General features: G+C 71.5%; 23 protein-coding genes and 2 riboswitches. Of the genes, 17 read left to right on the top strand and 6 right to left on the bottom strand.

Translation table 11 applies throughout. From position 1 onward, the window contains the following. Positions 1-16 precede the first annotated feature (16 nt). The 8 genes from QWJ41_RS18205 (at position 17) to QWJ41_RS18170 (ending at position 9,227) form a co-directional block, all read left to right on the top strand. Positions 17-2,074, top strand: a complete 2,058-nt coding sequence (locus tag QWJ41_RS18205; RefSeq protein WP_302709883.1) for a VWA domain-containing protein — start codon at positions 17-19, stop codon at positions 2,072-2,074. Then, the gene (gene cobO, locus QWJ41_RS18200) at positions 2,074-2,688 is read left to right on the top strand and encodes a cob(I)yrinic acid a,c-diamide adenosyltransferase (protein ID WP_224131704.1); all 615 of its coding nucleotides are present in this window, start codon (positions 2,074-2,076) and stop codon (positions 2,686-2,688) included. Before QWJ41_RS18205 ends, cobO begins: the two co-directional genes overlap by 1 nt. Further along, positions 2,682-5,114, top strand: a complete 2,433-nt coding sequence (gene cobBC, locus QWJ41_RS18195; protein ID WP_302709882.1) for a bifunctional hydrogenobyrinic acid a,c-diamide synthase/histidinol phosphate aminotransferase CobBC — start codon at positions 2,682-2,684, stop codon at positions 5,112-5,114. Before cobO ends, cobBC begins: the two co-directional genes overlap by 7 nt. Positions 5,115-5,122: 8 nt before the next feature. Further along, positions 5,123-6,163 (top strand): nicotinate-nucleotide--dimethylbenzimidazole phosphoribosyltransferase, encoded by a 1,041-nt coding sequence (cobT, locus tag QWJ41_RS18190; RefSeq protein WP_302709880.1) that lies wholly within the window; start codon positions 5,123-5,125, stop codon positions 6,161-6,163. Continuing rightward, the gene (locus tag QWJ41_RS18185) at positions 6,163-6,930 is read left to right on the top strand and encodes an adenosylcobinamide-GDP ribazoletransferase (protein ID WP_302709927.1); all 768 of its coding nucleotides are present in this window, start codon (positions 6,163-6,165) and stop codon (positions 6,928-6,930) included. Before cobT ends, QWJ41_RS18185 begins: the two co-directional genes overlap by 1 nt. Continuing rightward, positions 6,927-7,883: a cobalamin biosynthesis protein gene (locus QWJ41_RS18180; protein WP_302709879.1), complete on the top strand. Its 957-nt coding sequence runs from the start codon at positions 6,927-6,929 to the stop codon at positions 7,881-7,883. The genes QWJ41_RS18185 and QWJ41_RS18180 overlap by 4 nt, the downstream gene beginning before the upstream one ends. Before the next feature lie 132 nt (positions 7,884-8,015). Next, the gene (locus tag QWJ41_RS18175; protein WP_068751247.1) at positions 8,016-8,234 is read left to right on the top strand and encodes a CbtB domain-containing protein; all 219 of its coding nucleotides are present in this window, start codon (positions 8,016-8,018) and stop codon (positions 8,232-8,234) included. A 165-nt stretch (positions 8,235-8,399) separates the two neighbouring features. Further along, complete coding sequence (locus QWJ41_RS18170; RefSeq protein ID WP_302709876.1) at positions 8,400-9,227, top strand: CbtA family protein; 828 nt, start codon at positions 8,400-8,402, stop codon at positions 9,225-9,227. 37 nt (positions 9,228-9,264) lie between these two features. Here the strand turns inward: QWJ41_RS18170 and QWJ41_RS18165 are convergent, their stop codons facing one another. The 6 genes from QWJ41_RS18165 to cobN are packed head-to-tail and all read right to left on the bottom strand — an operon-like array spanning position 9,265 to position 17,022. Beyond that, entirely contained in the window at positions 9,265-9,918 is a 654-nt protein-coding gene (locus QWJ41_RS18165) for a (2Fe-2S) ferredoxin domain-containing protein (protein WP_302709875.1), read from the bottom strand. Positions 9,919-9,950: 32 nt separating this feature from the next. Beyond that, positions 9,951-10,472, bottom strand: a complete 522-nt coding sequence (locus tag QWJ41_RS18160) for a bifunctional adenosylcobinamide kinase/adenosylcobinamide-phosphate guanylyltransferase (protein ID WP_302709874.1) — start codon at positions 10,470-10,472, stop codon at positions 9,951-9,953. Then, positions 10,469-11,203, bottom strand: coding sequence for a cobalt-precorrin-6A reductase (locus QWJ41_RS18155; RefSeq protein ID WP_302709873.1), 735 nt, complete (start codon positions 11,201-11,203; stop codon positions 10,469-10,471). Before QWJ41_RS18155 ends, QWJ41_RS18160 begins: the two co-directional genes overlap by 4 nt. Then, entirely contained in the window at positions 11,200-12,678 is a 1,479-nt protein-coding gene (locus tag QWJ41_RS18150) for a cobyric acid synthase (RefSeq protein WP_302709872.1), read from the bottom strand. Before QWJ41_RS18150 ends, QWJ41_RS18155 begins: the two co-directional genes overlap by 4 nt. Beyond that, on the bottom strand, positions 12,675-13,403 hold the full coding sequence (gene cobF / locus QWJ41_RS18145; RefSeq protein ID WP_302709871.1) for a precorrin-6A synthase (deacetylating): 729 nt from the start codon (positions 13,401-13,403) through the stop codon (positions 12,675-12,677). The genes QWJ41_RS18150 and cobF overlap by 4 nt, the downstream gene beginning before the upstream one ends. 7 nt (positions 13,404-13,410) lie before the next feature. After that, entirely contained in the window at positions 13,411-17,022 is a 3,612-nt protein-coding gene (gene cobN / locus QWJ41_RS18140; protein ID WP_302709870.1) for a cobaltochelatase subunit CobN, read from the bottom strand. A gap of 38 nt (positions 17,023-17,060) precedes the next feature. Continuing rightward, positions 17,061-17,169, bottom strand: a riboswitch (cobalamin riboswitch). A 17-nt stretch (positions 17,170-17,186) separates the two neighbouring features. Between cobN and QWJ41_RS18135 the strand changes: the two genes are divergently transcribed. The 9 genes from QWJ41_RS18135 (at position 17,187) to thiC (ending at position 24,496) form a co-directional block, all read left to right on the top strand. Further along, positions 17,187-17,765: a histidine phosphatase family protein gene (locus QWJ41_RS18135; protein WP_302709869.1), complete on the top strand. Its 579-nt coding sequence runs from the start codon at positions 17,187-17,189 to the stop codon at positions 17,763-17,765. Between the two features lie 5 nt (positions 17,766-17,770). Beyond that, a complete protein-coding gene (cobA, locus tag QWJ41_RS18130; protein WP_302709868.1) occupies positions 17,771-18,523 on the top strand; it encodes a uroporphyrinogen-III C-methyltransferase in 753 nt (250 codons plus the stop codon). 120 nt (positions 18,524-18,643) lie between these two features. After that, positions 18,644-18,753: riboswitch (TPP riboswitch) on the top strand. Further along, positions 18,722-19,360 carry a thiamine phosphate synthase gene (gene thiE / locus QWJ41_RS18125; RefSeq protein ID WP_302709867.1) on the top strand — a complete coding sequence of 213 codons (639 nt, stop codon included), beginning with the start codon at positions 18,722-18,724 and terminating at the stop codon, positions 19,358-19,360. (Overlaps the previous riboswitch by 32 nt.) Continuing rightward, on the top strand, positions 19,357-20,472 hold the full coding sequence (gene thiO / locus QWJ41_RS18120) for a glycine oxidase ThiO (protein ID WP_302709866.1): 1,116 nt from the start codon (positions 19,357-19,359) through the stop codon (positions 20,470-20,472). Before thiE ends, thiO begins: the two co-directional genes overlap by 4 nt. Continuing rightward, positions 20,469-20,657, top strand: coding sequence for a sulfur carrier protein ThiS (gene thiS, locus QWJ41_RS18115; RefSeq protein WP_302709865.1), 189 nt, complete (start codon positions 20,469-20,471; stop codon positions 20,655-20,657). The genes thiO and thiS overlap by 4 nt, the downstream gene beginning before the upstream one ends. Positions 20,658-20,662: 5 nt before the next feature. Next, positions 20,663-21,421 (top strand): beta/alpha barrel domain-containing protein, encoded by a 759-nt coding sequence (locus tag QWJ41_RS18110; RefSeq protein ID WP_302709926.1) that lies wholly within the window; start codon positions 20,663-20,665, stop codon positions 21,419-21,421. Then, a complete protein-coding gene (locus QWJ41_RS18105) occupies positions 21,418-22,002 on the top strand; it encodes a thiamine phosphate synthase (protein WP_302709864.1) in 585 nt (194 codons plus the stop codon). Before QWJ41_RS18110 ends, QWJ41_RS18105 begins: the two co-directional genes overlap by 4 nt. After that, positions 21,999-22,811, top strand: a complete 813-nt coding sequence (gene thiD / locus QWJ41_RS18100) for a bifunctional hydroxymethylpyrimidine kinase/phosphomethylpyrimidine kinase (RefSeq protein WP_302709863.1) — start codon at positions 21,999-22,001, stop codon at positions 22,809-22,811. Before QWJ41_RS18105 ends, thiD begins: the two co-directional genes overlap by 4 nt. Beyond that, entirely contained in the window at positions 22,811-24,496 is a 1,686-nt protein-coding gene (gene thiC, locus QWJ41_RS18095) for a phosphomethylpyrimidine synthase ThiC (RefSeq protein WP_302709860.1), read from the top strand. Before thiD ends, thiC begins: the two co-directional genes overlap by 1 nt. Positions 24,497-25,414: the final 918 nt, after the last annotated feature.

Raw genomic sequence — 25,414 nt, 5'->3', positions numbered from 1 at the left:
AGAGCGGGAGCCTCACATGCCACAGCACTACCCATTTTCAGCCGTCCTCGGTTGCGAGACCGACGCCCTGGACGACATGGGCCTCGCGCTCGTCCTCACGACGATCTCGCCGGAGATCGGTGGCGTGCTCGTGCGGGGCGAGAAGGGCACCGCGAAGTCGACGACGGTGCGGGCGCTGGCCGCCGTGCTGCCGCCCATCGATGTGTACGCGGGCGACAGGTTTTCCGTGGACCCTGCCGACCCGGCAGCCACGTCGCCCGACGGCCCGTTCGGCACCGAGACGGAGACCATCGTCCGTCCGGTGCGGCTCGTCGAACTACCCGTTGGCGCGACCGAGGACCGAGTCCTCGGCTCCCTCCACCTCGAGCGGGCGCTGTCACACGGCAAGGTGGAGTACGAGCCCGGACTGCTCGCGAGAGCACACCGCGGCATCCTCTACGTCGACGAGGTCAACCTGCTGCACGACCACCTCGTCGACCTGCTCCTAGATGCCGCGGCGATGGGTCAGGTCACCGTCGAGCGCGACGGCGTCTCGGTCGAGCACGCGGCCCGGTTCGTGCTGATCGGCACGATGAACCCCGAGGAGGGGGAACTGCGTCCACAGCTGCTGGACCGCTTCGGGCTCACCGTCGAGGTTGCCGCCCCCCGGGAGCCGGCGCTACGCGCCGAGGTCGTGCGGCGCCGGATGGCCTACGACGCCAATCCGGTAGCGTTCACCGCGCGCTACCGCGACACGGACCGCGCCCTGACCGAGCGAGTCGAGACCGCCCGCGAGCGTCTCGCCAAGGTGCGGCTCACCGAGTCTGCGCTCATGAAGATCGCCGAAGTCTGTGCCACATTCGAGGTCGACGGGCTTCGCGCCGACATCGTCACCGCCCGCACCGCGGTCGCCCACGCCGCCTGGGAGGGTCGCGACGAGGTCACCCGCGCCGATATCCGACGCGCCGCGCTGCTGGCGCTGCCGCACCGGCGCCGCCGCAACCCCTTCGATGCTCCCGGTCTCGACGAGGACCTGCTCGACCAGATCCTCGGCGACGACGAGCTACCGCCCGAGCCGCCGGAGGGACCGGCCCCGGATGAGCCGCCGACTTCTCCCGAGGACAACACACAGGATCAGGCGCAGGGTGACGGACAGCGGGACGAGGCCGCTGACGGTGACAGCGACCAGGCGCCGGCGACCGACGACACTCCGCCCGAGTCTGACGGCGAGCCGCCGGTGACGCCTCCCGCAGTCACCGAGTCGGGTTCGACGGTTCGTGCCACCGCGCCGTACCGACCGCGGCTGCTGAAGGTGCAGGGGCTCGGCGAGGGCGCGGCCGGACGACGCAGCCGAGCCCTCGCGAGCACCGGCCGCCGCGTCGGCGCCCGGCGACCGGACGGACCCACCGGCTCGCTCCACCTGGCGGAGACCCTGCTGGCGGCCGCTGGCAAGCAGTCCTCGCGCGGCCGCACGACCGGACGCGTGGAGCTGCGCAACGAGGACCTCCGGGTCGCCGTGCGGGAGGGCCGCGAGGCCAACCTGGTCCTCTTCTGCGTTGACGCCTCCGGCTCCATGGCCGCGCGTAAGCGGATGACGCAGGTCAAGACCGCGATCCTCTCGCTGCTACTCGACGCCTACCGCCGCCGTGACAAGGTCGGCCTGGTCACCTTCCGAGGCGCCGAGGCGACGGTCGCGCTGCCGCCCACACACTCCGTCGACATCGCTGCAGCGCGGCTCGACGAAGTTCCGGCAGGGGGACGTACGCCGCTGGCCGAAGGGCTGCTCGAAGCCGCTCGCGTGCTGACCCGCGAGCGAATGCGCGATCCACGGCTGCGACCACTCCTCGTCCTGGTCACGGACGGTCGCGCGACGGGCGGAAAGGACGCTGTCGCGCGGTCACAGCAGGCTGCGGAGTACGTCGCCGGGCTCGGCGTGACGACGGTCGTCATCGATGGCGAGAGCGGCCCCCTGCGTCTTGGCCTCGCACTGCGACTCGCCGAGCTGCTGCGTGCCGAACACCTCCCCATGGCCGAGGTCAGTGCCGAGGCGCTGGCCGGCACGGTCCGATCCCGCACGCAGAAGGGAGCGGCCTGATGCCCCAGGGCAAGCCCGCCGTCGTCCCCGACGACGGCCTGACGACGAAGCAGCGTCGCAACCGACCACTACTGGTGGTGCACACCGGCGACGGCAAGGGGAAGTCCACCGCCGCCTTCGGGCTCGCGCTCCGCGGGTGGAACCAGGGCTGGAAGATCGGTGTCTTCCAGTTCGTGAAGTCGGCCAAATGGCGCATCGGCGAGCAGACCGTTCTGGAGCGACTGGGCCGGCTGCACGAGGAGACGGGCGAGGGCGGCCCGGTCGAGTGGCACAAGATGGGTTCCGGCTGGTCGTGGACCCGAAAGCAGGGTGACGCCGAAGACCACGAGACCGCGGCTCTGCAGGGATGGCAGGAGATCAAGCGCCGCCTGGCCGACGAGAGCCACGACCTGCTGATCCTCGACGAGTTCACCTACCCGATGAAGTGGGGCTGGGTGGACGTCCAGGACGTTGTAGAGACGCTGACCAACCGCCCGGGCTTCCAGCACGTGATCATCACGGGCCGCAATGCCGATCCCCGACTCGTCGAGGCTGCCGACCTAGTCACGGAGATGAGCAAGGTCAAGCATCCGATGGACGTCGGCCAGAAGGGCCAGAGGGGCATCGAGTGGTAGCCCTGCCCCGGCTCGTCGTTGCAGCACCGTCGACCGGACAGGGGAAGACGACAATCGCCACCGGCCTGATGGCGGCACTGCGGATCGCCGGCCACGAGGTGAGCGGCCACAAGGTCGGTCCGGACTACATCGACCCCGGCTACCACGCCTTGGCGACCGGCCGCCCCGGCCGCAACCTCGACCCGCACCTCGTGGGCGAGGAGCGGCTCGTCCCGATGTTGCTGCACGGTGCGTCCGGCGCGGACATCGCGGTGATCGAGGGCGTCATGGGCCTGTACGACGGACGACTGGGCACCGACGGATTCGCCTCCACCGCGCACGTCGCCACCCTCACCCGGACGCCAGTAGTGCTCGTGATCGACGTCGCCAAGCTGTCCCGCTCCGCGGGGGCGATCGCCCTCGGCATGGCGACGTTCGACGCCGGAGTCCGGGTGGCCGGTGTCGTCCTCAACCAGGCGGGATCGGACCGCAACACCGCCGAGATCATCGGCTCGCTCGAGCAAACGGGCCTGCCGGTCCTTGGCGTGATGCCGCGCGACGTCCGGCTCTCCACACCCTCACGCCACCTGGGGCTCGTCCCCGCCGCCGAACGGGACGGTTCCATCCGGATGATCGAACAGCTCGGGGAGCAGGTGGCCCGCCACCTGGACCTCGACGCGATCCTCGAGGTCGCCCGCTCGGCGCCGCATCTGGACGCCGAGTCGTGGAGCCCCGCACGAGAGGTGATGTCGGTCGACGCCAGCGACCACCGGCCAGTCGTCGCGATGGCCGGCGGGCGCGCCTTCACGTTCCGCTACGCGGAGACCGAAGAGCTCTTGACCGCTGCCGGCTGCGAGGTCGTCACCTTCGATCCGCTCGTCGATCCGGCCCTTCCGGCTGGCACGCAGGGCATCTACCTCGGCGGCGGGTTCCCCGAGGTGTACGCCGCCGAGCTCGCCGCCAACCGTGGTCTCCTGGACGATCTGCGTAGCGCCGTGGCAGCCGGGATCCCGACGGTCGCCGAGTGTGCCGGGTTGCTCTACCTGGCCGAGTCGCTCGACGGCGCACCCATGGCGGGCATCCTCCCGGCCACGGCTGCGATGGCAGGGCGGCTCGTGCTGCGTTACCCGGCTGCGGTCGCCGCGACCGATTCGCTCCTCACCAAGGCAGGGGAGGAGGTCACCGGCCATGAGTTCCACCGCACCCGTACCTCCCCGGCGGCCGGCGAGAGCGCGGCCTGGGCGATCGGCGACGAATCAGTCGGCTATGCCAGCGGGAACCTCCACGCGTCGTACCTCCACGTCCATTGGGCCGGCCACCCTCAGCTCGCCCAGCGGTTCGCCGACGCCGTCTACGCCGCGCCGATGCACGTGGTCTCGCCCGCTCCGCCTGCGGTGCCCGTCACGCGACCCCGTGACCGTGTGGCCGACCCTTTGCGCCATCACGGCGACGTCGAGACGGGGGAGGGGCTCTTGGACTTCGCCGTCAACGTCTACGACGGCGGCCGGCCGGCCTGGTTGGAGCGCGCCCTGCGCGAGAGCCTCACCGCGGCGGCGGCGTACCCCGACGCCGAGCCGGCCCGCGCCGCGATCGCCCAGCGGCACGGCCGAGAGCTCGAGGAGGTCCTTCCGACCGCCGGCGCCGCGGAGGCGTTCACGTTGATCGCCCAGCTGCGCCCATGGCGGCGCCCCGTCGTCGTACACCCCCAGTTCACCGAGCCGCATGCGGCGCTGGAGCAGGCCGGACACACCGTGACGACGGTCCTGTGCCGACCGGAGAATGGCTTCGCGCTCGACCCCGACGCGGTCCCTGATGACGCCGATCTCGTCGTCATCGGCAATCCCACCAATCCGACCGGTGTCCTCCACCCCGCAGACCTGCTCCGCGGTCTGCGCCGGAGAGGTCGACTCGTCGTGGTCGACGAGGCGTTCATGGACGCGGTGCCCGGCGAGACCGGCTCCCTGGCCCGCGAGCGACTCAAGGGGTTGGTGGTCGTCCGGAGTCTCACCAAGCACTGGTCCATCCCGGGCATCCGAGCCGGCTACATCGTCGGCGATCGCACGCAGGTCCGTTGGTTGGCCGACCGGCAAACGCCTTGGTCCGTCTCGGCACCGGCCATCGCGGCAACGATCGCGTGCACCAGCCGGACAGCGACCCCCGAGGCCCGCGACCGCGCGGCCACGCTGGCGCGCTGGCGCGACTTCCTCGAAGGCGGTCTTCGCGGACGCGGGATCGACTACGCGCCATCGGCGGCGCCCTTCGTCCTGGCGCGGCTGGGACGGGGCGCTCATGCGGCGCTGAGGGAGCGCGGCGTCGCCGTACGCCGGGCCGACACGTTCCCGGGGCTCGACTCCGCTTGGGTCCGCATCGCCGTGCGTCCACCGGGGATGACGAACCAGTTCTTCACCGCGCTCGACGCGGCCCGCCTTCTCCAGCCCACCTCGTGAGGTCCGCCATGCCCTACGTCTCCGCCCCGTCCGACATCGCCCGCGATCATGCGGCCAAGCGCTTGGCCGCGCTGGCCACCCCGCCCGGTGCCCTCGGCCGCCTCGGCGAGCTGGGCATCTGGCTCGCGTCCTGCCAGGGCCATGTACCTCCGAAGCCGGTGAATGACGTCCGGCTGGTCATCTTTGCCGGCGACCATGGCGTCGCCTCGCACGGTGTCTCCGCGTTCCCGCCCGCGATCACCGGTGCGATGGTCCGCACCTTCCTAGCTGGCAAGGCGGCTGTGAATGCCTTGGCAGCCACCCACGGCGTCGCGGTCCGCGTGCTAGACCTCGGTGTCGACGACGACTTCGCCGATCTCGACGAGGCGACTCGCGCGGCGCTGACCGTCCACAAAGTCCGTCGGTCCAGCGGCGCCATTCATCTCGAGGACGCGCTCACGCCGGAGCAGACCCGGCAGGCCCTCGACGCAGGGGCGGCGATCGCGCGAGAGGAGATCCGGGCCGGTGCTCAGTTGCTCCTCGGCGGAGACATGGGCATCGGCAACACCACCCCCGCCGCGGCCCTGATCGCCGCCGGCCTCGGGCTTCCCGCAGCCGAGGTGGTCGGGCGCGGCACGGGGATCGACGATGTCGCGCTTGCGCACAAGACCGAGGTGATCGACATTGCCCTCCGGCGTGCCGGCACCCGGGCCGGCGACCCGGTCGAGACACTGACAGCCTTGGGAAGCGCAGACCTGGCCGCCACCACCGGCTACCTCCTTGCCGCAGCCCAGGACGGCGTACCGGTGCTGCTCGACGGACTCATGAGCGTGGCCTGTGCCCTCACCGCCGACCGGATCGAGCCCGGCGCCGCCGCCTGGTACGCCGCTGGGCACCGCTCCACCGAGCCTGCCCAGTCCCTCGCGCTCGCCAAGATGGGCCGAGAACCGCTGCTCGACCTCGGCATGCGGCTGGGGGAGGGGTCAGGTGCTGTCGCGGCCGTTCCGGTGGTCCGCAGCGCCTCCGCCGTGCTCCGCGAGGTGGCGTTGCTGTCCGAGCTACGGGCGTGATGCTGCTCGACGCGTGGCGGCTGGCCCTCGGCACACTCACCGCTATCCCCGTCGCCCCACCGGCCCTCGTCGACCGACGCCGGGCCGGCATGGCCATGGTGCTCGCACCGCTGGCAGTCCTGCCGCTCGCGGTGGCGGTGACTCTGGTGGCCCTGGCCGGGCATGGCCTCGACCTGCCGATCCCCGTGGCGGCTCTGCTGGCGCTGGGCGCAACCATCCTCGGCAACCGCGCCTTCCACCTCGACGGGCTCTCCGACACCGTCGACGGCATGGCGGCCTCCTACGACCGCGAGCGGTCATTGGCGGTGATGAAGAGCGGCACGTCGGGTCCGGCCGGCGTCGTGGTGGTGGTCCTGGTCCTCGGCCTGCAGGCCACAGGCCTGGTCGCAGTATTGGCCTCAACGCACCCTGTGCGCGCCGCCGTCCTCGCCGGCTGCGCGCTCTGCGTCTCCCGCGCCGCGCTCGCCACCTGCTGCGCCCGGGGCGTGCCGTCCGCACGACCCGGGGGACTCGGCGACACCTACACCGGCACCGTGGCCCGGCCGGTCGTCGTGCTCATGTGGCTGACGTGCGCCGCCGTTCTCTCGCTCGCCGGCGCTTGGTCCGGACTCGCCTGGTGGCGCGGAGCGCTGGCCAGCGCGATGGCACTCGCCGTGGTCGCCGTCGTCGTCGCGCGAGCGGTGCGGCGGCTCGGCGGCGTCACCGGCGACGTCTTCGGCGCCGCGATCGAGCTGGCGCTCGCCGCCCTGCTGGTGGCCCTCTCGTGAGCGCCCGAGCCGTCGGTCTTCTGCTCGGGTTCGCCGCGGACCGCGTGCTCGGAGACCCGCAGCATCTCCATCCCGTTGCCGGCTTCGGCAACGCGGCCGCGGCGCTGGAGCGTCGGCTGTACGCCGACTCGCGGCCGCGGGGTGCGGCACACACGGCGGCACTCGTCGGGGCGGCGATCGTGGTGGGAGTCGTAGCGGAGCGGGCAGCGCGGAACCCCGTCGCCCAGGCGGTGGCCACCGCTGTGGTGGCCTGGACGGTGCTCGGTGGGCGCTCGCTGGAGCGCGAGGCACTCGCGGTCGACGCGCTCCTGAGAGCAGGCGACCTCCCGGCCGCCCGTGAACGCCTCACCCATCTGGTGGGCCGCGACACCTCGGCGCTGGAGGAGTCGGAGGTCGCGCGCGCGGTCGTGGAGTCCGTCGCGGAGAACACCTCGGACGCCGTCGTTGCACCGCTGCTGTGGGGATCCGTGGCCGGGATGCCCGGGCTGCTCGGCTACCGGGCGGCCAACACCCTCGACGCGATGGTCGGCCACCACAACGACCGCTATGAGCGGTTCGGCTGGGCCGCCGCCCGCTTCGATGATCTGGTCAACCTGCCCGGCTCGCGGATCGCCGGTGCCGCCACGCTCCTTGCCTCGCCAGGAACGGCGCGGTCCGCCGCCAAGGCATGGCGCCGTGACGCCGCCGCCCATCCCAGCCCCAACGCCGGAGTCGTCGAGGCCACTTTCGCCGGCGCTCTCGGCATCCGGCTGGGCGGCACGAACCGCTACTACGGCAGTTGGCTCGAGCACCGTTCCGTCATGGGCGACGGGCGCGCCGTACGACCCGAGGACATCGGTCGGGCCGCCCGACTCGCACGCAGGGTTGGCATCATCGGTGCGGTCGTGTCGGCATCCGGCGCGTTGCTCGTGGCTCGGCGCACAGCGGGCCGGCCTGCGATAGCATCCGGCTAACGGGCACGAGGAAGCCGGTGAGAATCCGGCACAGTCGCGCTACTGTGACATCGCCTCCGGGCGGTGGAGTCAGACCCGAGTGTCCGTATCCATCCCATCGAACAGGGACGCACGTATCCCTGAGGAGGACACATGTCGCAGGTCTCTGCGGTGCCGGTCGCCGGCGCACCTTCCGTTCCCACCATCCCGTTCGGCCAGCTGGCGCCATGGGCGCTGTTCTTCGGTCTCCTCGGGACGCTGGTGCTCTTCTTCGTCAGCACCGACCAGGGTGCCGTCTCCCTCCTGGCCGGCACGGCCATCCACGAGTGGGTCCACGACGGACGCCACCTCCTCGGCTACCCCTGCCACTGAGCCTGATTCCGGCCCGGATCCAGGCCTGAGCCCGGGATCCGGGCCGAGCTCTGAGCGCTCTTCGGCGCGATAGCGACCCCGAACAAGCGCGGCGGGGCTGTTGACGACACTTCTCGCGCGCGGCGCCGACGTCGGCGCCGCGCTGCTTCCTGAACGGAAACCAGCATGACCGCACGTGCATTTCTCATCCGTGGTCTGATCGCCGGCCTGGTTGCCGGCATCGCCACCTTCTTCGTCGCGTACTCGGTGGGGGAGCCCCACGTCGAGACTGCCATTGCCCTCGAGGAGTCAGGCACCGCCGCCGAGGAGGCGCCGACCGACGCGTCCCACGACCATGGCGACGAGGCCGCCGGAGGCCACAGCCACACACACAGCCACTCTCACGGTGACGAGGGCGAGGATACCGAAGTCTCCCGGGACAGCCAGCGGACCTGGGGCCTGCTCACCGGCAGCCTCGCCGTCGGACTCGCGCTCGGCGGCATCGTCGCCCTCGTCGCGGCCGGCACCATCGGCCGCATGGGCCGGCTCCAGCCCGGCCAGTCCACCGCCCTGATCACTCTGCTCGGCTTCGTCGCCTTCGCCCTGGTGCCGTTCCTGAAGTATCCGGCGAACCCGCCGGCGGTCGGAAGTGGTGACACCATCGGCGACAGGACGGCGCTCTACTTCGGCTTCGTGGTCGTCTCGGTCCTGACGGCCGTCGCCGCGACGTACGTCGCGCTGAGGCTGCGCAACCGCCTCGGCACCTACGGTGGCGTCGTCGCCGGTGCAGCCGGCTACCTGGCCGTCATGGTCGTCGCCGGCCAGCTCTTCGCCACCGTCAACGAGGTCGGCGACTTCCCGGCCGACACGCTCTGGTTCTTCCGCCGGGCGTCACTGTTCACGCTGGCCACGATGTGGGGCGTGATCGGCGTGGTGCTCACCGGACTGGTCGGTCGGCTCTACGCCGCGCAGACGGAGCGGGCGCAGCGGCGCGCGCTAGCCGCGAGCCTCTGACGGCCCGCCCCGCGAACCAACCTGTCGGCTCCTGCGCTCAGCGCGGGAGCCGGCGGCTTTCCACGGGAGTGTCGGCCAGCAGGTGGTCGGACACGATCCGGCGGGCCGCGTGTGGATCGACGCCGCCGTACCAGACGTCGTCGGGCTGCACGCTGACGACCGGGGCCTGGTTGCAGGGGAACTGACAACCAGTGTGGGTGACCAGCACGTCATGGTCGCCGAGCCCGGCCTCCATCAGTCCGAGGATCAGCGCGCGGGCCGTCTCGTCGGATCCGCGGGCCGTGCACCGCGGGCCGCGGCAGATGAGCACCTGGCGCCGGTGGCGGGTCACGTCCTCCCAGGCGGTCGAGGTCAGGCCCGGCTCGGCGTCGGAGATCGGCTTCAGGTCGAACAGCGCGACCTCGATCTCCTCGATCGTGGAGGCCAGCCGGGTCGCAACCTCGATCACCGGGCGGTGCCCGGCGCGCTCGCGCCACCAGTGGGAGGCGATCCTCCGTAGCCATGACTGCCCAGGGGCGAGCGGGCCGAGGCTGATGCCGGCGAGGCTGATCGTGGTGGCGCCGGCGTCCGCGAGCCGGGTGAGCTCGCGCGAGATCGATGGGTCGCCCATCTGCAAGAAGGCGACGCCCGCATGGTGGCGGGCGGCCGCCGCGAGCAGCTCGTCGCGACGGTCGACATCGGAGACGGACATGCCAACGAGAAGCAGCGCGGTGCCTGGCTGGGTCATAGCCGGATCACCCTGCCTGCGATCACCAGGTGCACCTCGTCGCAGGCCGCCGCGATGCGCTGGTTGACCAGTCCGAGCAGGTCCCGGAAGAGCCGACCGGACCGGTGCTCGGGGACGACGCCCAGGCCGACCTCGTTGGTGACGAGAACGGTGTCCTCTCCCTGGTCGCGAACAGCGAGGACGTCCGCTGTCTCTTGCGCAACGTGTCCGATCACGTCGGTGATCTCGTCCGCCGGCGCACCCCAGAGGCCACGCTCGTCGAGCACCGCCGTGAGCCACGTGCCCAGGCAATCGACCATGACGTGCCCGTCCGTGCGCGCGAGCACTCCGACGAGGTCGTGGGACTCGACAGTCGTCCAGTCGACAGGCCGCCGCGCCCGATGGGCGGCGATCCGCGCGGCCCAGTCGGCGTCGTCCTGGACCGGCCCTGGGGCGAGGTAGGTGACCGGTCCGGTCAGGAGCGACTCCGCGTGACGGGACTTGCCGGAGCGGACTCCGCCGGTGACGAGCGCTCTCACGACTGCTCCCTGACCCAGGCGACGGCATCGTCCACGTCGTGCACGGTCGGCACCCCGACCGGGCACGCGGGACGCCGTACGACGACCACGGCGACGTCGAGCTCGGCGGCGGCCTGCATCTTGGGCCACGTGTAGCTGCCGCCTGAGTCCTTGGTGACGAGGACGTCGATGGCGTGCTGCCGCATCAGGGCGAGCTCGCCGTCGAGGGTGTAGGGGCCACGGCTGGTCAGCAGCGTCCACGTCTCGGGCAGGTCGAGGGCGGGACGGTCGACGACCCGGGCGAGCACGGCGTGGCCGGACAGCGCGGGGACGAAGCGAGCCAGCTCCTGGCGGCCGACGGTGAGGAACGGCCGCGCACCGAGCGAGGCGGCCAGCGTGCTCGCCCGTTCGTGGTCGTCGACGTAGTGCCACCTCGGGTCTGGCTCCCAACCGGGCCGCTCGAGCCGCAGCAGGGGGACGTCTTCGAGGCGACAGGCGGCTACGGCGTTGGCGCTCATGCCGAGGGCGAAGGGATGCGTCGCGTCTACCACGGCGTCGTACTCGGCGAGCGCGGCCCGCAGACCTTCGACTCCGCCGAAGCCGCCGATGCGCACCTTCCCGACCGGCAGACGCGGCTCGGCAACCCGGCCGGCCAGGGAATTGGTCACCTCGATGCCGCTGTCGCGATCGTCGACGAGCCGGGCGGCGAGGTCGCGCGCCTCGCTGGTGCCTCCCAGGAGCAGCAGCCTCACGGGGAACCTTCTGGGGGTAGGACGGGCAGGCCGGCTGGTGTGCCGTCGCGGGCGAGTGTCAGCAGTGCGTCGACGTCGAGGTGCTCCTCGACCAGGTCGCCCAGCCGGTCGAGCCTGGCGTCGCGGGCGGCACCGAAGCTCACCGCGGACGGCTCTCGGCCCAGCAGTTCGGACAACAGCGCACCCCGCAGCGCGTCGCCCTCGAGGCTGCCGTGCCACATCGTGCCGAAGACCTTGCCCGCGCGGGCTCCGCCGAGGAACTCCTCGCCACCGCCGCGGGTGATCCGGCCGTGGTGGACCTCGTAGCCCGAGGCGGGTGCGCCCAGGGCGGCGCCGGTGGGCAATCGCAGCACCTTCTCGGCGGCGAAGTCGGTGCGGACGTCGAGCAGCCCCAGCCCCTCGACCTCGGCACCCGGCACGCCCTCGACACCGGCAGGGTCGCTGATGGTGCGGCCGAGCATCTGGAAGCCGCCGCAGATGCCGAGCACGGGGCGACCTCGGCGGGCGTGGTCGAGGATCGCGGCGTCCAGGCCCCGTGCGCGCAGCCATGCCAGGTCGCTGATCGTCGAGCGGGTCCCCGGCACCACGATCACGTCGGCATCGGCGACGTCGCGGGGGTCGGAGACGAAGACGACGTCGAGGTCGGGCTCCAGACCGAGCGCGTCGACGTCGGTGAAGTTGCTGATTCGCGGCAGCCGCACGACCGCGATCCGGAAGGCGGCCTCACCGCTGGAGCGACGACCGTCCAGGTCGAGGGCGTCCTCGGAGTCCAGCCACAGGCTCGGATCCCACGGCAGTACGCCGAACACGCGACGGCCCGTCAGCCGCTCCAGGGAGTCCAGGCCGGGGGAGAGGAGCGCCAGTTCGCCACGGAACTTGTTGACCACGAAGCCGGCCACCAGCCTTTGGTCGGCGGGCTCCAGGAGTGCGACCGTGCCGTACATCGCGGCGAAGACACCGCCACGGTCGATGTCGCCCACGACCACGGTGGGCAGCGATGCGTGCCGGGCCAGCCCCATGTTGACGTAGTCGCCGGCGCGCAGGTTGATCTCGGCCGGGCTCCCTGCTCCCTCAGCCACGATGACGTCGAAGCGCGCGGCGAGGTCGTCGTACGCGGTGTGTGCGGCCGTGGCCAGGTGACGTCGGCCGGTCTCCCAGTCCGCCGACGAGACCTCGCCGGTGGGGTGGCCCATCAGGACGACATGGCTGCGCCGGTCGCTGCCGGGCTTGAGCAGCACCGGGTTCATCGCCGGCTCAGGGGCAACGCGGGCAGCCAGTGCCTGGACCCACTGTGCCCGGCCGACCTCGGCGGTCGTGCCGTCGGCGGCGGCGCAGACCATCGAGTTGTTCGACATGTTCTGGGCCTTGTACGGCGCCACCTTCACGCCACGTCTCGCGAAGGCGCGGCACAGGCCGGTGGTGAGGACCGACTTGCCGGCGTCCGAGGTCGTCCCGGCGACGAGCAGACCGCTCACGGCTGCGTCTCCCGAGCCCGCAGCAGATAGACGTCCATCACCCAGCCGGCCGCTGTCTTCGCCCGCTCGCGCGCCGCTTCGATCGAGGGCAGCACGTCGGCGACCCGCCCCGCGACGAGCTCCTCGGAGTCAGTGCCGAGGTTGGCACCCCACCAGATCGACCAGTCGTCGAGCCCGGCCAGGTCGAGGGTGCCGGTGAGCATGACGCAGAGGTTGGTCTGGCCGGCCGTCAGCTCCTCGCGGAGCCGCCGGCCGGTGGTGATGTGGACCGGGCGCCCGACAGGGTGCAGAACGATCCGGTGACGGGCGGCCAACAGCTGCGGTGCGCTGATGCCCGGCAGCACGTCGTACTCCAGCGGCATCCGCTCGGCGAGCCGGTCCACGACCCGGATCGTCGAGTCGTAGAGCGACGGATCACCCCACACGAGGAACGCCGCCGTGCCACCCCGCTCGCGCAGGACCCGCTCGTAGGCCGCCACCCGAGCCTCGTGCCAGTCCTTGACGGCCTTCGCATAGTCGACCGGATCGGCCCGATCCCGCTCGGGATCGGGGACCGCGACCACCTCGAGACCATGCTCGGCCGCGATGGCTCGGCGGACCGAGAGCAGGCCGTCGTCCTCGCGCTTCTCGGCGGCGAGGACGTAGTCGCACGACCGGAGCGCGTCGGCCACCTCCGGGGTGATGTGGTGCGGCCCCATGCCGACGCCGAGAACGCGGACCCTCACCGGGCGTTCACTCGCGGTCTTCGAGGTCGCCCTCGACCTCGAGGTAGACCTCCTGCATCGCGGCCAGGGTGTCGGCGTCGGGCTCGGCCCACAGTCCGCGCTCGGCGGCCTCGTGAAGTCGCTCGACGATGCCGCGCAGTGCCCACGGGTTCGACTTGCGCAGGAACTCCTGGTTCCGCTCGTTGAGGACGTACTCCTGGGCGAGCTTGTCGTACATCCAGTCGTGCACCACCCCGGCGGTGGCGTCGAAGCCGAAGAGGTAGTCGACGGTGGCGGCCTGTTCGAAGGCGCCCTTGTAGCCGTGCCGCTGCATGGCGGCGATCCAGCGCGGGTTGACCACCCGAGCCCGGAAGACGCGCGCGGTCTCCTCCGACAGGGTGCGGGTGCGGATCGCGTCCGGCGAGGTGGAGTCGCCGACGTACGCCTTCGGATCGGCACCGGTCAGCGCCCGGACCGTGGCGACCATGCCGCCGTGGTACTGGAAGTAGTCGTCGGAGTCGGCGATGTCGTGCTCGGCGGAGTCGACGTTCTTGGCGGCGACCTTGATGCGGCGGTAGTTGGCGCGCATGTCGTCGGCGGCCGGGGCACCGTCGAGGTCGCGGCCGTAGGCGAAGCCGCCCCAGGCGGTGTAGACCTCGGCGAGGTCGTTGTCGTCGCGCCAGGTGCCGGACTCGATGACCTGCAGGATGCCGGCGCCGTACGACCCGGGCTTGGACCCGAAGATGCGGGTGCTCGCGCGGCGGGCGTCGCCGTGCTCGGCCAGGTCGGCGGCGAAGTGGGCGCGCACGTAGTTCGCCTCGGCCGGCTCGTCGAGGTCGGCCACCATCCGCACCGCGTCGTCGAGCATCGCCACGACGTGGGGGAACGCGTCGCGGAAGAAGCCCGAGATCCGGACGGTGACGTCGATGCGCGGGCGGCCGAGCTCCTCGAGCGGGACGACGACCAGCCCGCGGACCCGACGGGACTCGGCGTCCCACTCCGGACGCACCCCGAGCAGCGCCAGCACCTCGGCGACGTCGTCCCCGGAGGTCCGCATGGCGCTGGTACCCCACACCGACAGTCCGACCGACGTGGGATAGGTGCCGGTCTCGTCGAGGTACTTCTGCACCAGCGAGTCGGCCATCGCCTGGCCGGTCTGCCAGGCCAGCCTGCTGGGGACGGCCCGCGGGTCGACGGTGTAGAAGTTGCGGCCCGTCGGCAGCACGTTCACCAGGCCACGCAGGGGGGAGCCGGAGGGCCCGGCCGGCACGAACCCGCCGGCGAGCGCGTGGAGGACCGCGTCGAGCTCGCCGGTCGTCCCGGCCAGGCGGGGGACGACCTGCTCGGCCGCGAACCTCAGCACCTGCTGGACCTCCGGCGCGTCATGCAGCGTGGTCGCGACCGTCGGGTCCCAGTCAGCCGCCTCCATTGCCTCGACCAGCGTCCGGGCCCGCGCCTCCGTCTCGTCGACGGCCCGAAGATCGGCGCCATCCTTGAGGCCGAGCGCGGCCCGCAGGCCGGGGACCGCGTTGCCGACGCCGCCCCACACCTGCGCGGCGCGCAGGATGGAGAGCACCAGGTTGACCCGGGCCTCGCCGGTCGGCGCCGCGCCCAGGACGTGGAGGCCGTCGCGGATCTGGGCGTCCTTGATCTCGCACAGCCAACCGTCGACGTGGAGCAGGAAGTCGTCGAACTCCTCGTCGTCGGGGCGCTCCTCCAGGCCGAGGTCACGGTGCAGTTGAGCGGTGTGCATGAGCTGCCAGATCTCCCCGCGGATGGCCGCCAGCTTGGCGGGGTCCATCGCTGAGATCTTGTCGTACTCCTCGAGCAGGCCCTCGAGTCGTGCGATGTCGCCGTAGGATTCCGCGCGCGCCATGGGCGGCACGAGGTGGTCGACGATCGTGGCGTGCGCGCGTCGCTTGGCCTGCGCGCCCTCGCCGGGGTCGTTGACCAGGAACGGGTAGATCAGCGGCAGGTTCGCGATGGCGGCGTCAGGGCCGCAGGCGGCGGACAGTGCGGCGTTTTTGCCGGGCAGCCACTCCATCGAGCCGTGCTTGCCCAGGTGCACCACCGCGTGTGCCCCGAAGCCCCCGGCCTGGACATCCGCCCCGAGCCAGCGGTAGGCCGCGAGGTAGTGGTGGCTGGGCGCAAGGTCGGGGTCGTGGTAGATCGCGACCGGGTTCTCGCCGAAGCCGCGCGGAGGCTGGATCAGGATCACGACGTTGCCGGCCTGCAGGGTGGCGAGAACGATCTCGCCGTCGTCGTTCACGAACAGGCCGCCCGGTGACTCGCCCCACGCCTCGACCATGGCGTCACGCAGAGACACCGGAAGGTCGGCCGTCCAGGCGTCGTACGCCGCCTTGCCGATGCGCACGTGCGCGTCGGTGAGGTGTGCGTTGGTGAGCCACTCCTCGTCCTGCCCACCGGCGGCGATGAGGGCATGGATCAGCGCGTCGCCGGCCTCGGTGTCGTCGGGCAGGTCGAGGAGCGGCAGCACCGGGTTGTCGGTGCCGAGGTCGTAGCCGTCCTCACGCAGGCGGCGCAGCAGCCGGATGGCCGAGACCGGCGTGTCGAGGCCGACCGCGTTGCCGATCCGCGCGTGCTTCGTGGGATAGGCGCTGAGCATCAGCGCGATCCGCTTCTCGCCGGTGGGCACCCGGCGCAGGACGGCGTGGTTGACCGCGATGCCGGCGACGCGGTCGCAGCGCTCGGGGTCGGCGACGTAGGACGGGAGACCCTCGGCGTCGATCTCCTTGAACGAGAACGGCGCGGTCGTGATCCGGCCGTCGAACTCGGGGATGGCGATCTGGCTGGCGTAGTCGAGCGGGCTGATCCCGTCGTCCGAGGCGTCCCACTCGTCGCGGCTGTTGGTCAGGCACAAGCCCTGTAGCACCGGGATGTCGAGGGCTGCCATCCGCTCCACGTCCCACGCTTCGTCGTCGCCGCCGGCACTGGCCGTGGCCGGGGCGCTACCGCCTGCCGCGAGGACCGTCACGATGAGGACGTCGAGCGTCCCGAGCGCTTGGTAGAGGTCATCGGGCGCCGAGCGGAGCGACCCGGCGAAGATCGGGACGCCGACGGCTCGGCCGGTGGCGTCGATCGCGTCGGCGAGGGCGTGGGCGAACGCGTTGTTGCCGCTGGCCTGGTGGGCGCGGTAGTAGAGCACGCCCACGCGGGGCAGGTCGCCATCGTGGCCGGCCGGTCGGTCGGCGTACCCCCAGGCCGGGATGGCGACCGGAGGCTCGAACCCCTCGCCGGTCAGCAACACGGTGTCGGAGAGGAACGCGTGCAGCTGGGCGAGGTTGGCCGGACCGCCCTCGGCCAGGTAGCGGTGGGCTTCGGCGGCCGTCCCCATCGGCACGGTGGAGAGCTCCATCAGCTCGGCGTTCGGCTGCTGCTCGCCGCCCAGGATCACCAGCGGGGTGCCGGCCTCGCGCACGGCGGCGAGGCCGGGCCACAGGTCGTGAGGCGATCCGAGCAGGCGCACGACGACGAGGTCCGCGCCGGTGGCGAGTGCCGTGAGCTCGGCGTCGGTGCTGCGGGCAGGGTTCGCCCAGACGTAGCCGGCGCCGCTGGCGCGAGCAGAGAGCAGGTCGGTGTCTGATGTCGACAGCAGTGCGATGCGGGTAGGCGCAGCCATGGGCCGTTTTCCTCCTCCGGGGTTCTCGCCCCGTCAATCGGTCGGATCAGCCCATGGCCAGTGTCTGGCTGCGTCTTGTCGACGTCACAGTGGCGGAACCGCCCCGGAATCTCACCGGGTTCCTGCACCACGAGCAGTCCGCAGCCTACGGGAGAATCACCCCCATGCCTCACCCGGTCTATCTCGTCCGCCACGGCCAGTCGCAGTGGAACGTCCGCCGCCTGACCCAGGGACAGACCCCTCATCCGCCGCTGACCGATCTCGGGCGCTCGCAGTCGGCCGCAGCGGCAGAGCTGATCGCAGAAGACCTCAAGGACCTGGGACTAGCTGCTGACCGTCTCGTCAGCAGCGACCTGACCCGCGCGGCGGAGACCGCCGCGGTCATCGGCCGCCGGCTGCAACTGACTCCGGAGTCGGACCCCCGCCTCCGCGAGCAACATCTGGGTGACCTGGAGGGCCGAACGTACGAGGAGACCTGGGCCGCAGCGGAGACCTTCGACTGGTCGGACCCGACGCAACCGATCGCGGGTGGCGAGTCGCTCATGGACGTGTACGACCGCATGGGTGCTGTGCTCGGCGACCTCGACCGCGGCTCCGTATCCGTCCTCGTGTCGCACGGGGACGCGATACGGTCCGCCGTCGCGTACCTCCAAGGCATGAAGCCACACGAAGCACCGTGGGTCCACGTCCCCAACGGCGCCGTGGCCCGCATCGACGATGACCTCACCTGGCTTGGACAATGACGCCCATGCCTGACCAAGCCCTTTGCCTTGACCCAGCCTCCTCCGCCGGAGTCACACTCGTCGGCGCCGGCCCAGGCGACCCGGACCTCATCACGATCGCTGGCCTCAAGGCGCTGCTCGGCGCGGATGTCGTCGTGACCGATCGGCTGGTGTCTCATGAGTTGCTTGCAAGGCTCGCTCCCGATGTGGAGCTCATCGACGTCGCCAAGTTCCCGCGCAGCCGGTTCACCGCCCAAGAAGACATCAACGCCGTCCTGCTCGACCGGGCGCGAGCCGGAAAGAGGGTCGTCCGCCTCAAGGGAGGCGACAGCCACGTCTTCGGCCGAGGGTTCGAGGAGGTGCTTCACCTGCAACAAGCCGGGGTCCCGGTCCGTGTCATCCCCGGCCTCTCCTCGTCCATCTCCGTACCAGCGCTGGCGGGAATTCCCGTCACACACCGAGGTGTCGTCCACGACTTCACCGTCGTCTCAGGACACGTACCGCCCCGCCACCCTGACAGCCTCGTCAACTGGGACGCCCTGGCCGCATCAAGAGGCACGATCGTCCTGATGATGGCCGTCCAAAACGCCGCTGCGATCGCCCAGACCCTCATCGATGGCGGACGCGACGCCGGCCAGTCCGCGGCCATCGTCGTGGACGGATCCTTGGCGAGCGAGCGGGTCATCCGCACGACCTTGGGTCAGCTCGGAAAGTCGATCGAGACCGAGAAGGTACGCCCGCCGGCGATCATCCTGATCGGCGACGTCGCCGGGCTCTGACCTGCTCAGCTCACTGGTTGGCCTCACCGCGGGTCGGCGTGGTTGTCAAGCAGAATGCGGGAGGGCTGTGCCTTCCGGCTGACCTCCTTCCGAGAGAGCTTGCACGGCTGCTACGGTCGTCGCATTCCACACGGGAGCCCGAGGCATCGGGCTGAGATGGGGCTGGAGCCGCTCCGACCGTCGAACCTGATCCGGGTAATGCCGGCGAAGGAAGTGAGGAGCGACGTGCTACCGCGCATTCATTGCATCACCCACTTCGGGTCGTACGACGACGAAGCTATCGCCGTGCTGGAGGCCGTGGTCCGCCAGGGCGTCGACGGGGTCCAGGTCCGGGCGAAGTCGCTGTCGGACCGTCAGATCGTCGCGTTCACCCGCACCCTCGTGGATCGCCTGGCCGGTACCTCGGCGCGCGTCATCGTCAACGACCGCGTCGACCTTGCGCTTGCCGCCGGCGCAGACGGTGTCCACCTCGGCCGTGATGACGTCCCCGTCGCCGAGGCCAGACGCCTGGCACCGCCGGGTTTCCTCGTCGGCGGCACGTGCCGGAACGCCGAACAGGCTCGGAAGGCGAAGGCGGAAGGCGCCGACTATGTGGGTGTTGGGCCCGTCTATCCCACGACCACGAAGAGCGGTCTCCCCGTCCCGATCGGGTTGGAGACGCTGCGTGATGCGGCTCGGGTCCTGCCGGCGATCGCGATCTCCGGCATCAACGCCGAGCGCGTGCCCGAGGTGATGGCGGCCGGGGCCTACGGGGTCGCGGTGGCGTCGGCCATCTGCCGATCACCCCAGCCCGCCATGGCCGCGAGAGGACTCGTCGACGCCATCGCGCTCGCATGAGGGTGGCGGTGATCGGTGCCGGCATAGTCGGTCTCGCCTGCGCGGAGGAGCTAGTGCGCTGCGGGCACGACGTGCGGGTGTTCGATCCCGACCCGGGCGGCGGCGCCACCCGGGCGGCGGCCGGGATGCTCGCCCCGGCCGGTGAGGCCTGGCACGGTGAGACCGACCTGCTCAGGCTCGGCGTCGCCTCTGCGCGACTGTGGCCGGAGTACGCGGCTCGACTGCAGGCTGCCTCCGGCGTGGACATCGACCTGCGCACCGCGGGCACGCTGCTGGTGGGGCAGGACCACGACGACCTGCAGCAGATGCGACGCACGCTCGAGGTCCTCGCGACCCAAGGCATCGCCTTCCAGGAGCTCGACCGGCGAGAGGCACGCGCGCACGAGCCCACCTTGTCGCGGGTCGCCGGCGCGACCCTGCTTCCCGAGGATCACAACGTCAACCCGCGCCTGGTCGCCGAGGCCCTCCTGTGCCTGCTGGGTGACCGGGTGGTCCGTGCCCGGGCAACGGTGCTCGACGGGGGAGTCGCCTTCGCGGACGGGACCGAGTTCGGCTGCGACGCGGTGGTCGTCGCGACCGGGGCCGAGGCCCGAAGCCTGGTGCCGCAGGTCCGACCGGTCCGGGGAGAGACGATCCGGCTGCGGGGGGCCGACCGGCCGTCCCGGGTCCTGCGCGCGCGGGTGCACGGCGAGCCGGTGTACGTCGTGCCGCGGGCGGGCGGCGAGGTCGTGGTGGGTGCGACCGAGGAGGAGCATGCCTCGGAGCCGGTGGCGACGCTCGGGGCGGTGGTGCGGCTGCTGCACGCCGCGCGCACCCTCGTCCCCGGGCTGGAGAGCGCCGACGTCGTCGAGATCACCGCCCGGCATCGCCCCGGCACCCCCGACAACGGACCACTGCTCGGGGTCACTGACAGGCCAGGAGCGGTGCCGCAGCTGCTGGCCGTCGGCCACTACCGCGGTGGCGTGCTGCTCGCGCCGCTGACCGCCCAGGTGATCCGGGCTCACGTCGAGGACGGCGAAATCCCTGCGGTCGCGCGGCCGTTCGCGCCGAGCCGGTTTGGCCCGCACCAGATCTGTACGCCCGCCGATCACAGGAAGGACGCCATGTCATGAGGATCAACCTCAACGGCCAGCCGCGTTTCGTGGAGGAGGGCGCGACGTTGCAAGACGTGCTTCCTTCGGCCCGGGGAGTCGCGGCCGCCCTCAACGGGAGCGTCGTGCCCGCAGCATCGTGGGAGTCGACCCCGCTGTCGGAAGATGACGCGGTCGAGCTCGTCACCGCGCACCAAGGCGGGTGAGCGCGATGCAGGTAGCGGGCATCGAACTCCCCGGACGGCTGTGGATCGGCACCGGGGGGCTGACCAGCACCAGATTGGTGGGCGAGATCGTCGAGGCGGCCCGGCCCGGTCTGGTGACCGTATCGGTCCGGCGCACGTCTGACACTGGAAGCGGCGGGCTGCTCGACACGCTTCGGGGGCTGGGGGTACGCATCTTGCCGAACACGGCGGGATGCCTCAGCGCCCGGGAGGCCGTGCTCACCGCTCAGCTGGCGCGCGAGGCACTCGAGACCGACTGGGTCAAGCTCGAGGTGGTCGGCGACGAGACGAGCCTGATGCCGGACGCCGTCGAGCTGCTGGACGCAGCCGAGACGCTGGTCCGGCAGGGATTCACGGTGCTGCCCTACACCAGTGCCGACCCGGTCCTCGCTCGGCGCCTGGTCGACGTCGGCTGCGCGGCCGTCATGCCGCTCGGATCTCCGATCGGCACGGGCCGTGGCCTCGACGACCCCAGGGCCATCGAGGCCGTGCGCGCCGCTGTCGCGGTTCCCGTGGTCCTGGACGCCGGGATCGGCACCGCCAGCGATGCGGCGCTCGCGCTGGAGCTGGGGTGTGATGCCGTGCTGGCGGCCACGGCGATCACCCGGGCCGACCGTCCGGCCCAGATGGCCGCGGCGTTGCGCGCCGCCGTCGAGGCCGGCGAGCTGGCACGCCGGGCCGGTCGCATCCCCCGGCTCACCACCGCTCGCGCGTCGAGCCCAATGGCCGGGCGGGTGGGCACATGAACGTGCCCCGAGTGCTGCTGCTCACCGACCGCAGCCAGCTTCCCACCGGCCGCGACCTCGTGGGCACCGTGGCTGCGTGCGTCGATGCGGGGCTCGACGCGGTGGTGCTGCGCGAGCTCGACCTGCCCGAGGACCAGCGGCAACGGCTCGCCCGCGCGCTCGGCGCGGCCGGGGTCGCCGTGCTCAGCGCTCGCACCCGGCTGGACGGAGTGGCCGGCGTGCACCTGGCAACGGCGCAGGCGCGCCCCGACGAGGGGCCTCCCCTCCCGCACGGACGTTCATGCCACGACGACGCCGAGATCCGCGCCGCCGCGTCCGGCGGTGCGTCGTACCTCACGATCTCGCCGGTCGCCGCGTCGGCGTCCAAGCCCGGCTACGGCCCCGCGCTCGGCCTGCCCGGCCTCCGACGTGCCGTGACGCTCGCAGGACACGTGCCGGTCTTCGCCCTGGGAGGGGTCGACGAGCAGAACGCCGCGGACCTGCGGAACGCGGGTGCCCACGGGGTGGCCGTCATGGGTGCCGTCATGCGCGCCGACGACCCCGCCGGCGCCTTCCGGCGGATCTCGCAGGCTGTCCGGTGAGCAGCCCGCTGGTCGCACTGACCGTCGCCGGCACCGACTCCGGCGGTGCCGCCGGGGTGGCCGCCGACCTGACGACGTTCGCGGCGCTCGGTGCGCACGGGGCCTGCGCCGTCACGGCCGTGACCGCCCAGGACACCGTCGGAGTGCGCCGGGTCGTGCCGCTGTCGGCCGACGATGTCCGGGCCCAGATCGACGCCGTCCTGGAGGACGTGCCGGTCGCCGTGGTCAAGACCGGCATGCTCGGGTCCGCCGAGGTCGCCGCAGTGGTGACCGACCTGCCGCCCGGACTCCCGCTGGTCGTGGACCCGGTCCTGGTGGCCACGAGCGGTGCGGAGCTCGGCGATGCCTCAGTGGTGGCCGCCTACCGCGACCACGTCCTTGCGCGAGCCACGGTCGTCACGCCGAACTTCGACGAGGCGCTCCGGCTGACCGGCGCCGGGCCGGCGGATCCGCGGGAGGACGTGGCTCTGGCCCTGCATGCGCTCGGGCCTGCGGTCGTGCTCACCGGTGGTGACGCCGAGGCCCCGACGTGCCACGACGTGGTGGTGGACGGCCGGGGCCGGGTGCAGACCCTCGAGCACGCCGCCGTACCCACGACCAACGACCATGGCACCGGGTGCACGTTCTCGGCGGCCCTCGCCGTCCACCTGGCCAGCGGCGCCGACCTGATCGACGCCGCCACCGCCGCCCACACATTCGTGGCGGCCGCCCTGCGCACGAGCGCCGACTGGCGTCTCGGTCGCGGCCGCGGCCCGGTCGCCCACACGTTCACCCCAGCCCGACACAACCCGCCCACCCAGGAGAAGTGATGCAGATCCACCCGAGCCACAGCACCGTCCACCGCAGCGGATCGCGAGCCGACATCCGTGTCCCGTTCACCCGGGTCGCGCTGACCAACGGCGAGACGTTCGACAGATACACCACCGCCGGACCCGGCAGCGACCCCGAGGTGGGCCTGCCGCCCCTGCGGGCCGCCTGGGTCGCCGAGCGTGGCGACATCGAGGAGTACGCCGGGCGGGAGACCCAGCTGCTCGACAACGGCAAGGCCGCGCTCCGGCGGGGCGAGGCGCGCGAGCAGTGGCGGGGGACGAGGCCTCGTCCGCGCCGCGGCGCCGGCGTCGTCACCCAGATGCACTACGCCCGCCAGGGACGGGTTACCCCGGAGATGGAGTACGTCGCGATCCGTGAGGGCTGTGACGTCGAGCTGGTCCGCTCCGAGGTGGCAGCCGGGCGCGCGATCATCCCGGCCAACGTCAACCATCCCGAGGCCGAGCCGATGATCATCGGACGCCGGTTCCTGGTGAAGGTCAACGCCAACATCGGCAACTCCGCGGTGACGAGCTCGATCGCCGAGGAGGTCGACAAGCTCACCTGGGCGGTGACCTGGGGCGCGGACACGGTGATGGACCTGTCCACCGGGGACGACATCCACACCACCCGCGAGTGGATCATCCGCAACTCCCCGGTCCCGATCGGGACCGTGCCGATCTACCAGGCACTGGAGAAGGTCGACGGCGACGCCAGCAAGCTGACCTGGGAGGTGTTCCGAGACACCGTCATCGAGCAGTGCGAGCAGGGCGTGGACTATATGACCATCCACGCCGGCGTGCTGCTGCGCTACGTGCCGCTGACCGCCCAGCGGATCACCGGGATCGTGTCTCGTGGCGGTTCGATCATGGCCGGCTGGTGCCTCGCGAACCACGAGGAGAACTTCCTCTACACCCACTTCGACGACCTGTGCGAGATCTTCGGCCGGTACGACGTGTCCTTCTCGCTCGGCGACGGCCTCCGTCCCGGCTGCACCGCCGACGCCAACGACGAGGCGCAGCTCGCCGAGCTCCGCACCCTGGCGGAGCTGACGCAGCGCGCCTGGGAGCACGACGTGCAGGTGATGGTCGAGGGCCCCGGGCACGTGCCGCTGAACCTGGTGGAGGAGAACGTCGTCCTGCAGCAGGAGTGGTGCCACGGCGCGCCGTTCTACACCCTCGGGCCGCTGGCCACCGACATCGCGCCCGGCTACGACCACATTACCTCTGCCATCGGCGCGGCGGCGATCGCCATGCACGGTACCGCGATGCTGTGCTACGTCACCCCCAAGGAGCACCTCGGCCTGCCCAACCGCGACGACGTGAAGACCGGGGTGATCACCTACAAGCTCGCCGCCCACTCGGCCGACGTCGCCAAAGGTCACCCCGGTGCCCGCGACTGGGACGACACGCTGTCACGTGCCCGTTTCGAGTTCCGCTGGCACGACCAGTTCGCGCTCTCCCTGGACCCGCACACCGCCGAGGCGTTCCACGACGAGACCCTCCCGGCCGAGGCCAGCAAGACCGCGCACTTCTGTTCCATGTGCGGGCCGAAGTTCTGCTCGATGCGGATCAGCCAGGACGTCCGCGACTACGTCGCGACGGGCATGGCCGAGAAGTCCGCACAGTTCCTCGAGCTCGGGAGCTCGGTCTACGTGGACGACGAGACTTACAGTGCAGCCCCGTGACCTGGCAGCGGCTGGTACCCCTCATCGGCTACCAGGCCCGGCGGTGGAGCGGGCCGTGACGCGGTCGCTCCGGGTGGCAGCTGGATTGATCGCGCCCTCTTAACCTCCGGTGTGACGCTGCTGAGCCCGACGCTCAGGGGAGCGTTCACCGCAGCGACCGTGATGAGGTTGCCTGATGGACCTCTCGGCCGAGTGTCGCGCCGCGCGACATGATGAGGATGTCGCACAGCTTCGGCGTGTGCCCGCGCTGAGGGAGATGGTCGCAACGGGGATGAGTCAGCGGGAGACCGCAACGGCGCTCGGAATCAGCCAGCCCGCAGTGAGTCAGCACGTGAATGCAGCTTCGGATCTGCCGAGCGTTCACCCGGAGAAGCGGATCGAGGCGGCTGCTCCCGTGCTATCGGCGTATCGCCGATGATGCGGGCTACGGGAAGCTCGCGGTCTTCGGTCGGTGGCGTACCGGGAGGCTGGGCAGGAATCCGATATCGACCCGCTGGTCGAGCGGGAGGGGACATCGTCGTTCGAATTCGTCCGATTCAAGCAGGGTCAAGTCGCAGCTCGCGGCTGATCGTCGATGCTGCGCGGCCCAACTCCCGCCCGATCGCTGTCGGCCCGAGACCCGGCTGGCCAGGTCGGCGATCCGGACCCGCTCGTCCTCGGACAGGAAAACGAGGCGAGATTCGACGTACAGCGAGCGGCTCCAGAGGTGGCACGACGAGCACCGGGAAGTGCCCCGCTGGGTGGTGGGCTTTGAGGGTTGATCCTCGGTGCCTACTCGCCGCTGTTGATCGCGGCGACTGTCAAGGGCCAGTGAGAACTGCCCAGTGGCGGACATGAAACCTGCCCGCTGACGGCCACGAGAACTGCCCGGTGGTGGCCATGGGATCTGCCCAAGGGGGCTGCGGCCACCACCGACCA

Origin of the sequence: Nocardioides cremeus (assembly GCF_030518195.1) — a bacterium.
Lineage (GTDB): Bacteria > Actinomycetota > Actinomycetes > Propionibacteriales > Nocardioidaceae > Nocardioides > Nocardioides cremeus.
Note: the sequence above shows the minus strand (reverse complement) of the source record. Positions and strands in the feature narration are given on the sequence as shown.

Excerpts from the sequence above, each read along its gene's own strand:
- QWJ41_RS18205 (WP_302709883.1), top strand. The coding sequence starts at position 17 with ATGCCACAGCACTACCCATTTTCAGCCGTCCTCGGTTGCGAGACCGAC.
- cobO (WP_224131704.1), top strand. The coding sequence starts at position 2,074 with ATGCCCCAGGGCAAGCCCGCCGTCGTCCCCGACGACGGCCTGACGACG.
- cobT (WP_302709880.1), top strand. The coding sequence starts at position 5,123 with ATGCCCTACGTCTCCGCCCCGTCCGACATCGCCCGCGATCATGCGGCC.
- QWJ41_RS18185 (WP_302709927.1), top strand. The coding sequence starts at position 6,163 with ATGCTGCTCGACGCGTGGCGGCTGGCCCTCGGCACACTCACCGCTATC.
- QWJ41_RS18175 (WP_068751247.1), top strand. The coding sequence starts at position 8,016 with ATGTCGCAGGTCTCTGCGGTGCCGGTCGCCGGCGCACCTTCCGTTCCC.
- QWJ41_RS18170 (WP_302709876.1), top strand. The coding sequence starts at position 8,400 with ATGACCGCACGTGCATTTCTCATCCGTGGTCTGATCGCCGGCCTGGTT.
- QWJ41_RS18165 (WP_302709875.1), bottom strand. The coding sequence starts at position 9,918 with ATGTCCGTCTCCGATGTCGACCGTCGCGACGAGCTGCTCGCGGCGGCC.
- cobN (WP_302709870.1), bottom strand. The coding sequence starts at position 17,022 with ATGGCTGCGCCTACCCGCATCGCACTGCTGTCGACATCAGACACCGAC.
- QWJ41_RS18135 (WP_302709869.1), top strand. The coding sequence starts at position 17,187 with ATGCCTCACCCGGTCTATCTCGTCCGCCACGGCCAGTCGCAGTGGAAC.
- cobA (WP_302709868.1), top strand. The coding sequence starts at position 17,771 with ATGCCTGACCAAGCCCTTTGCCTTGACCCAGCCTCCTCCGCCGGAGTC.
- thiE (WP_302709867.1), top strand. The coding sequence starts at position 18,722 with ATGCCGGCGAAGGAAGTGAGGAGCGACGTGCTACCGCGCATTCATTGC.
- thiO (WP_302709866.1), top strand. The coding sequence starts at position 19,357 with ATGAGGGTGGCGGTGATCGGTGCCGGCATAGTCGGTCTCGCCTGCGCG.
- thiS (WP_302709865.1), top strand. The coding sequence starts at position 20,469 with ATGAGGATCAACCTCAACGGCCAGCCGCGTTTCGTGGAGGAGGGCGCG.
- QWJ41_RS18110 (WP_302709926.1), top strand. The coding sequence starts at position 20,663 with ATGCAGGTAGCGGGCATCGAACTCCCCGGACGGCTGTGGATCGGCACC.
- QWJ41_RS18105 (WP_302709864.1), top strand. The coding sequence starts at position 21,418 with ATGAACGTGCCCCGAGTGCTGCTGCTCACCGACCGCAGCCAGCTTCCC.
- thiC (WP_302709860.1), top strand. The coding sequence starts at position 22,811 with ATGCAGATCCACCCGAGCCACAGCACCGTCCACCGCAGCGGATCGCGA.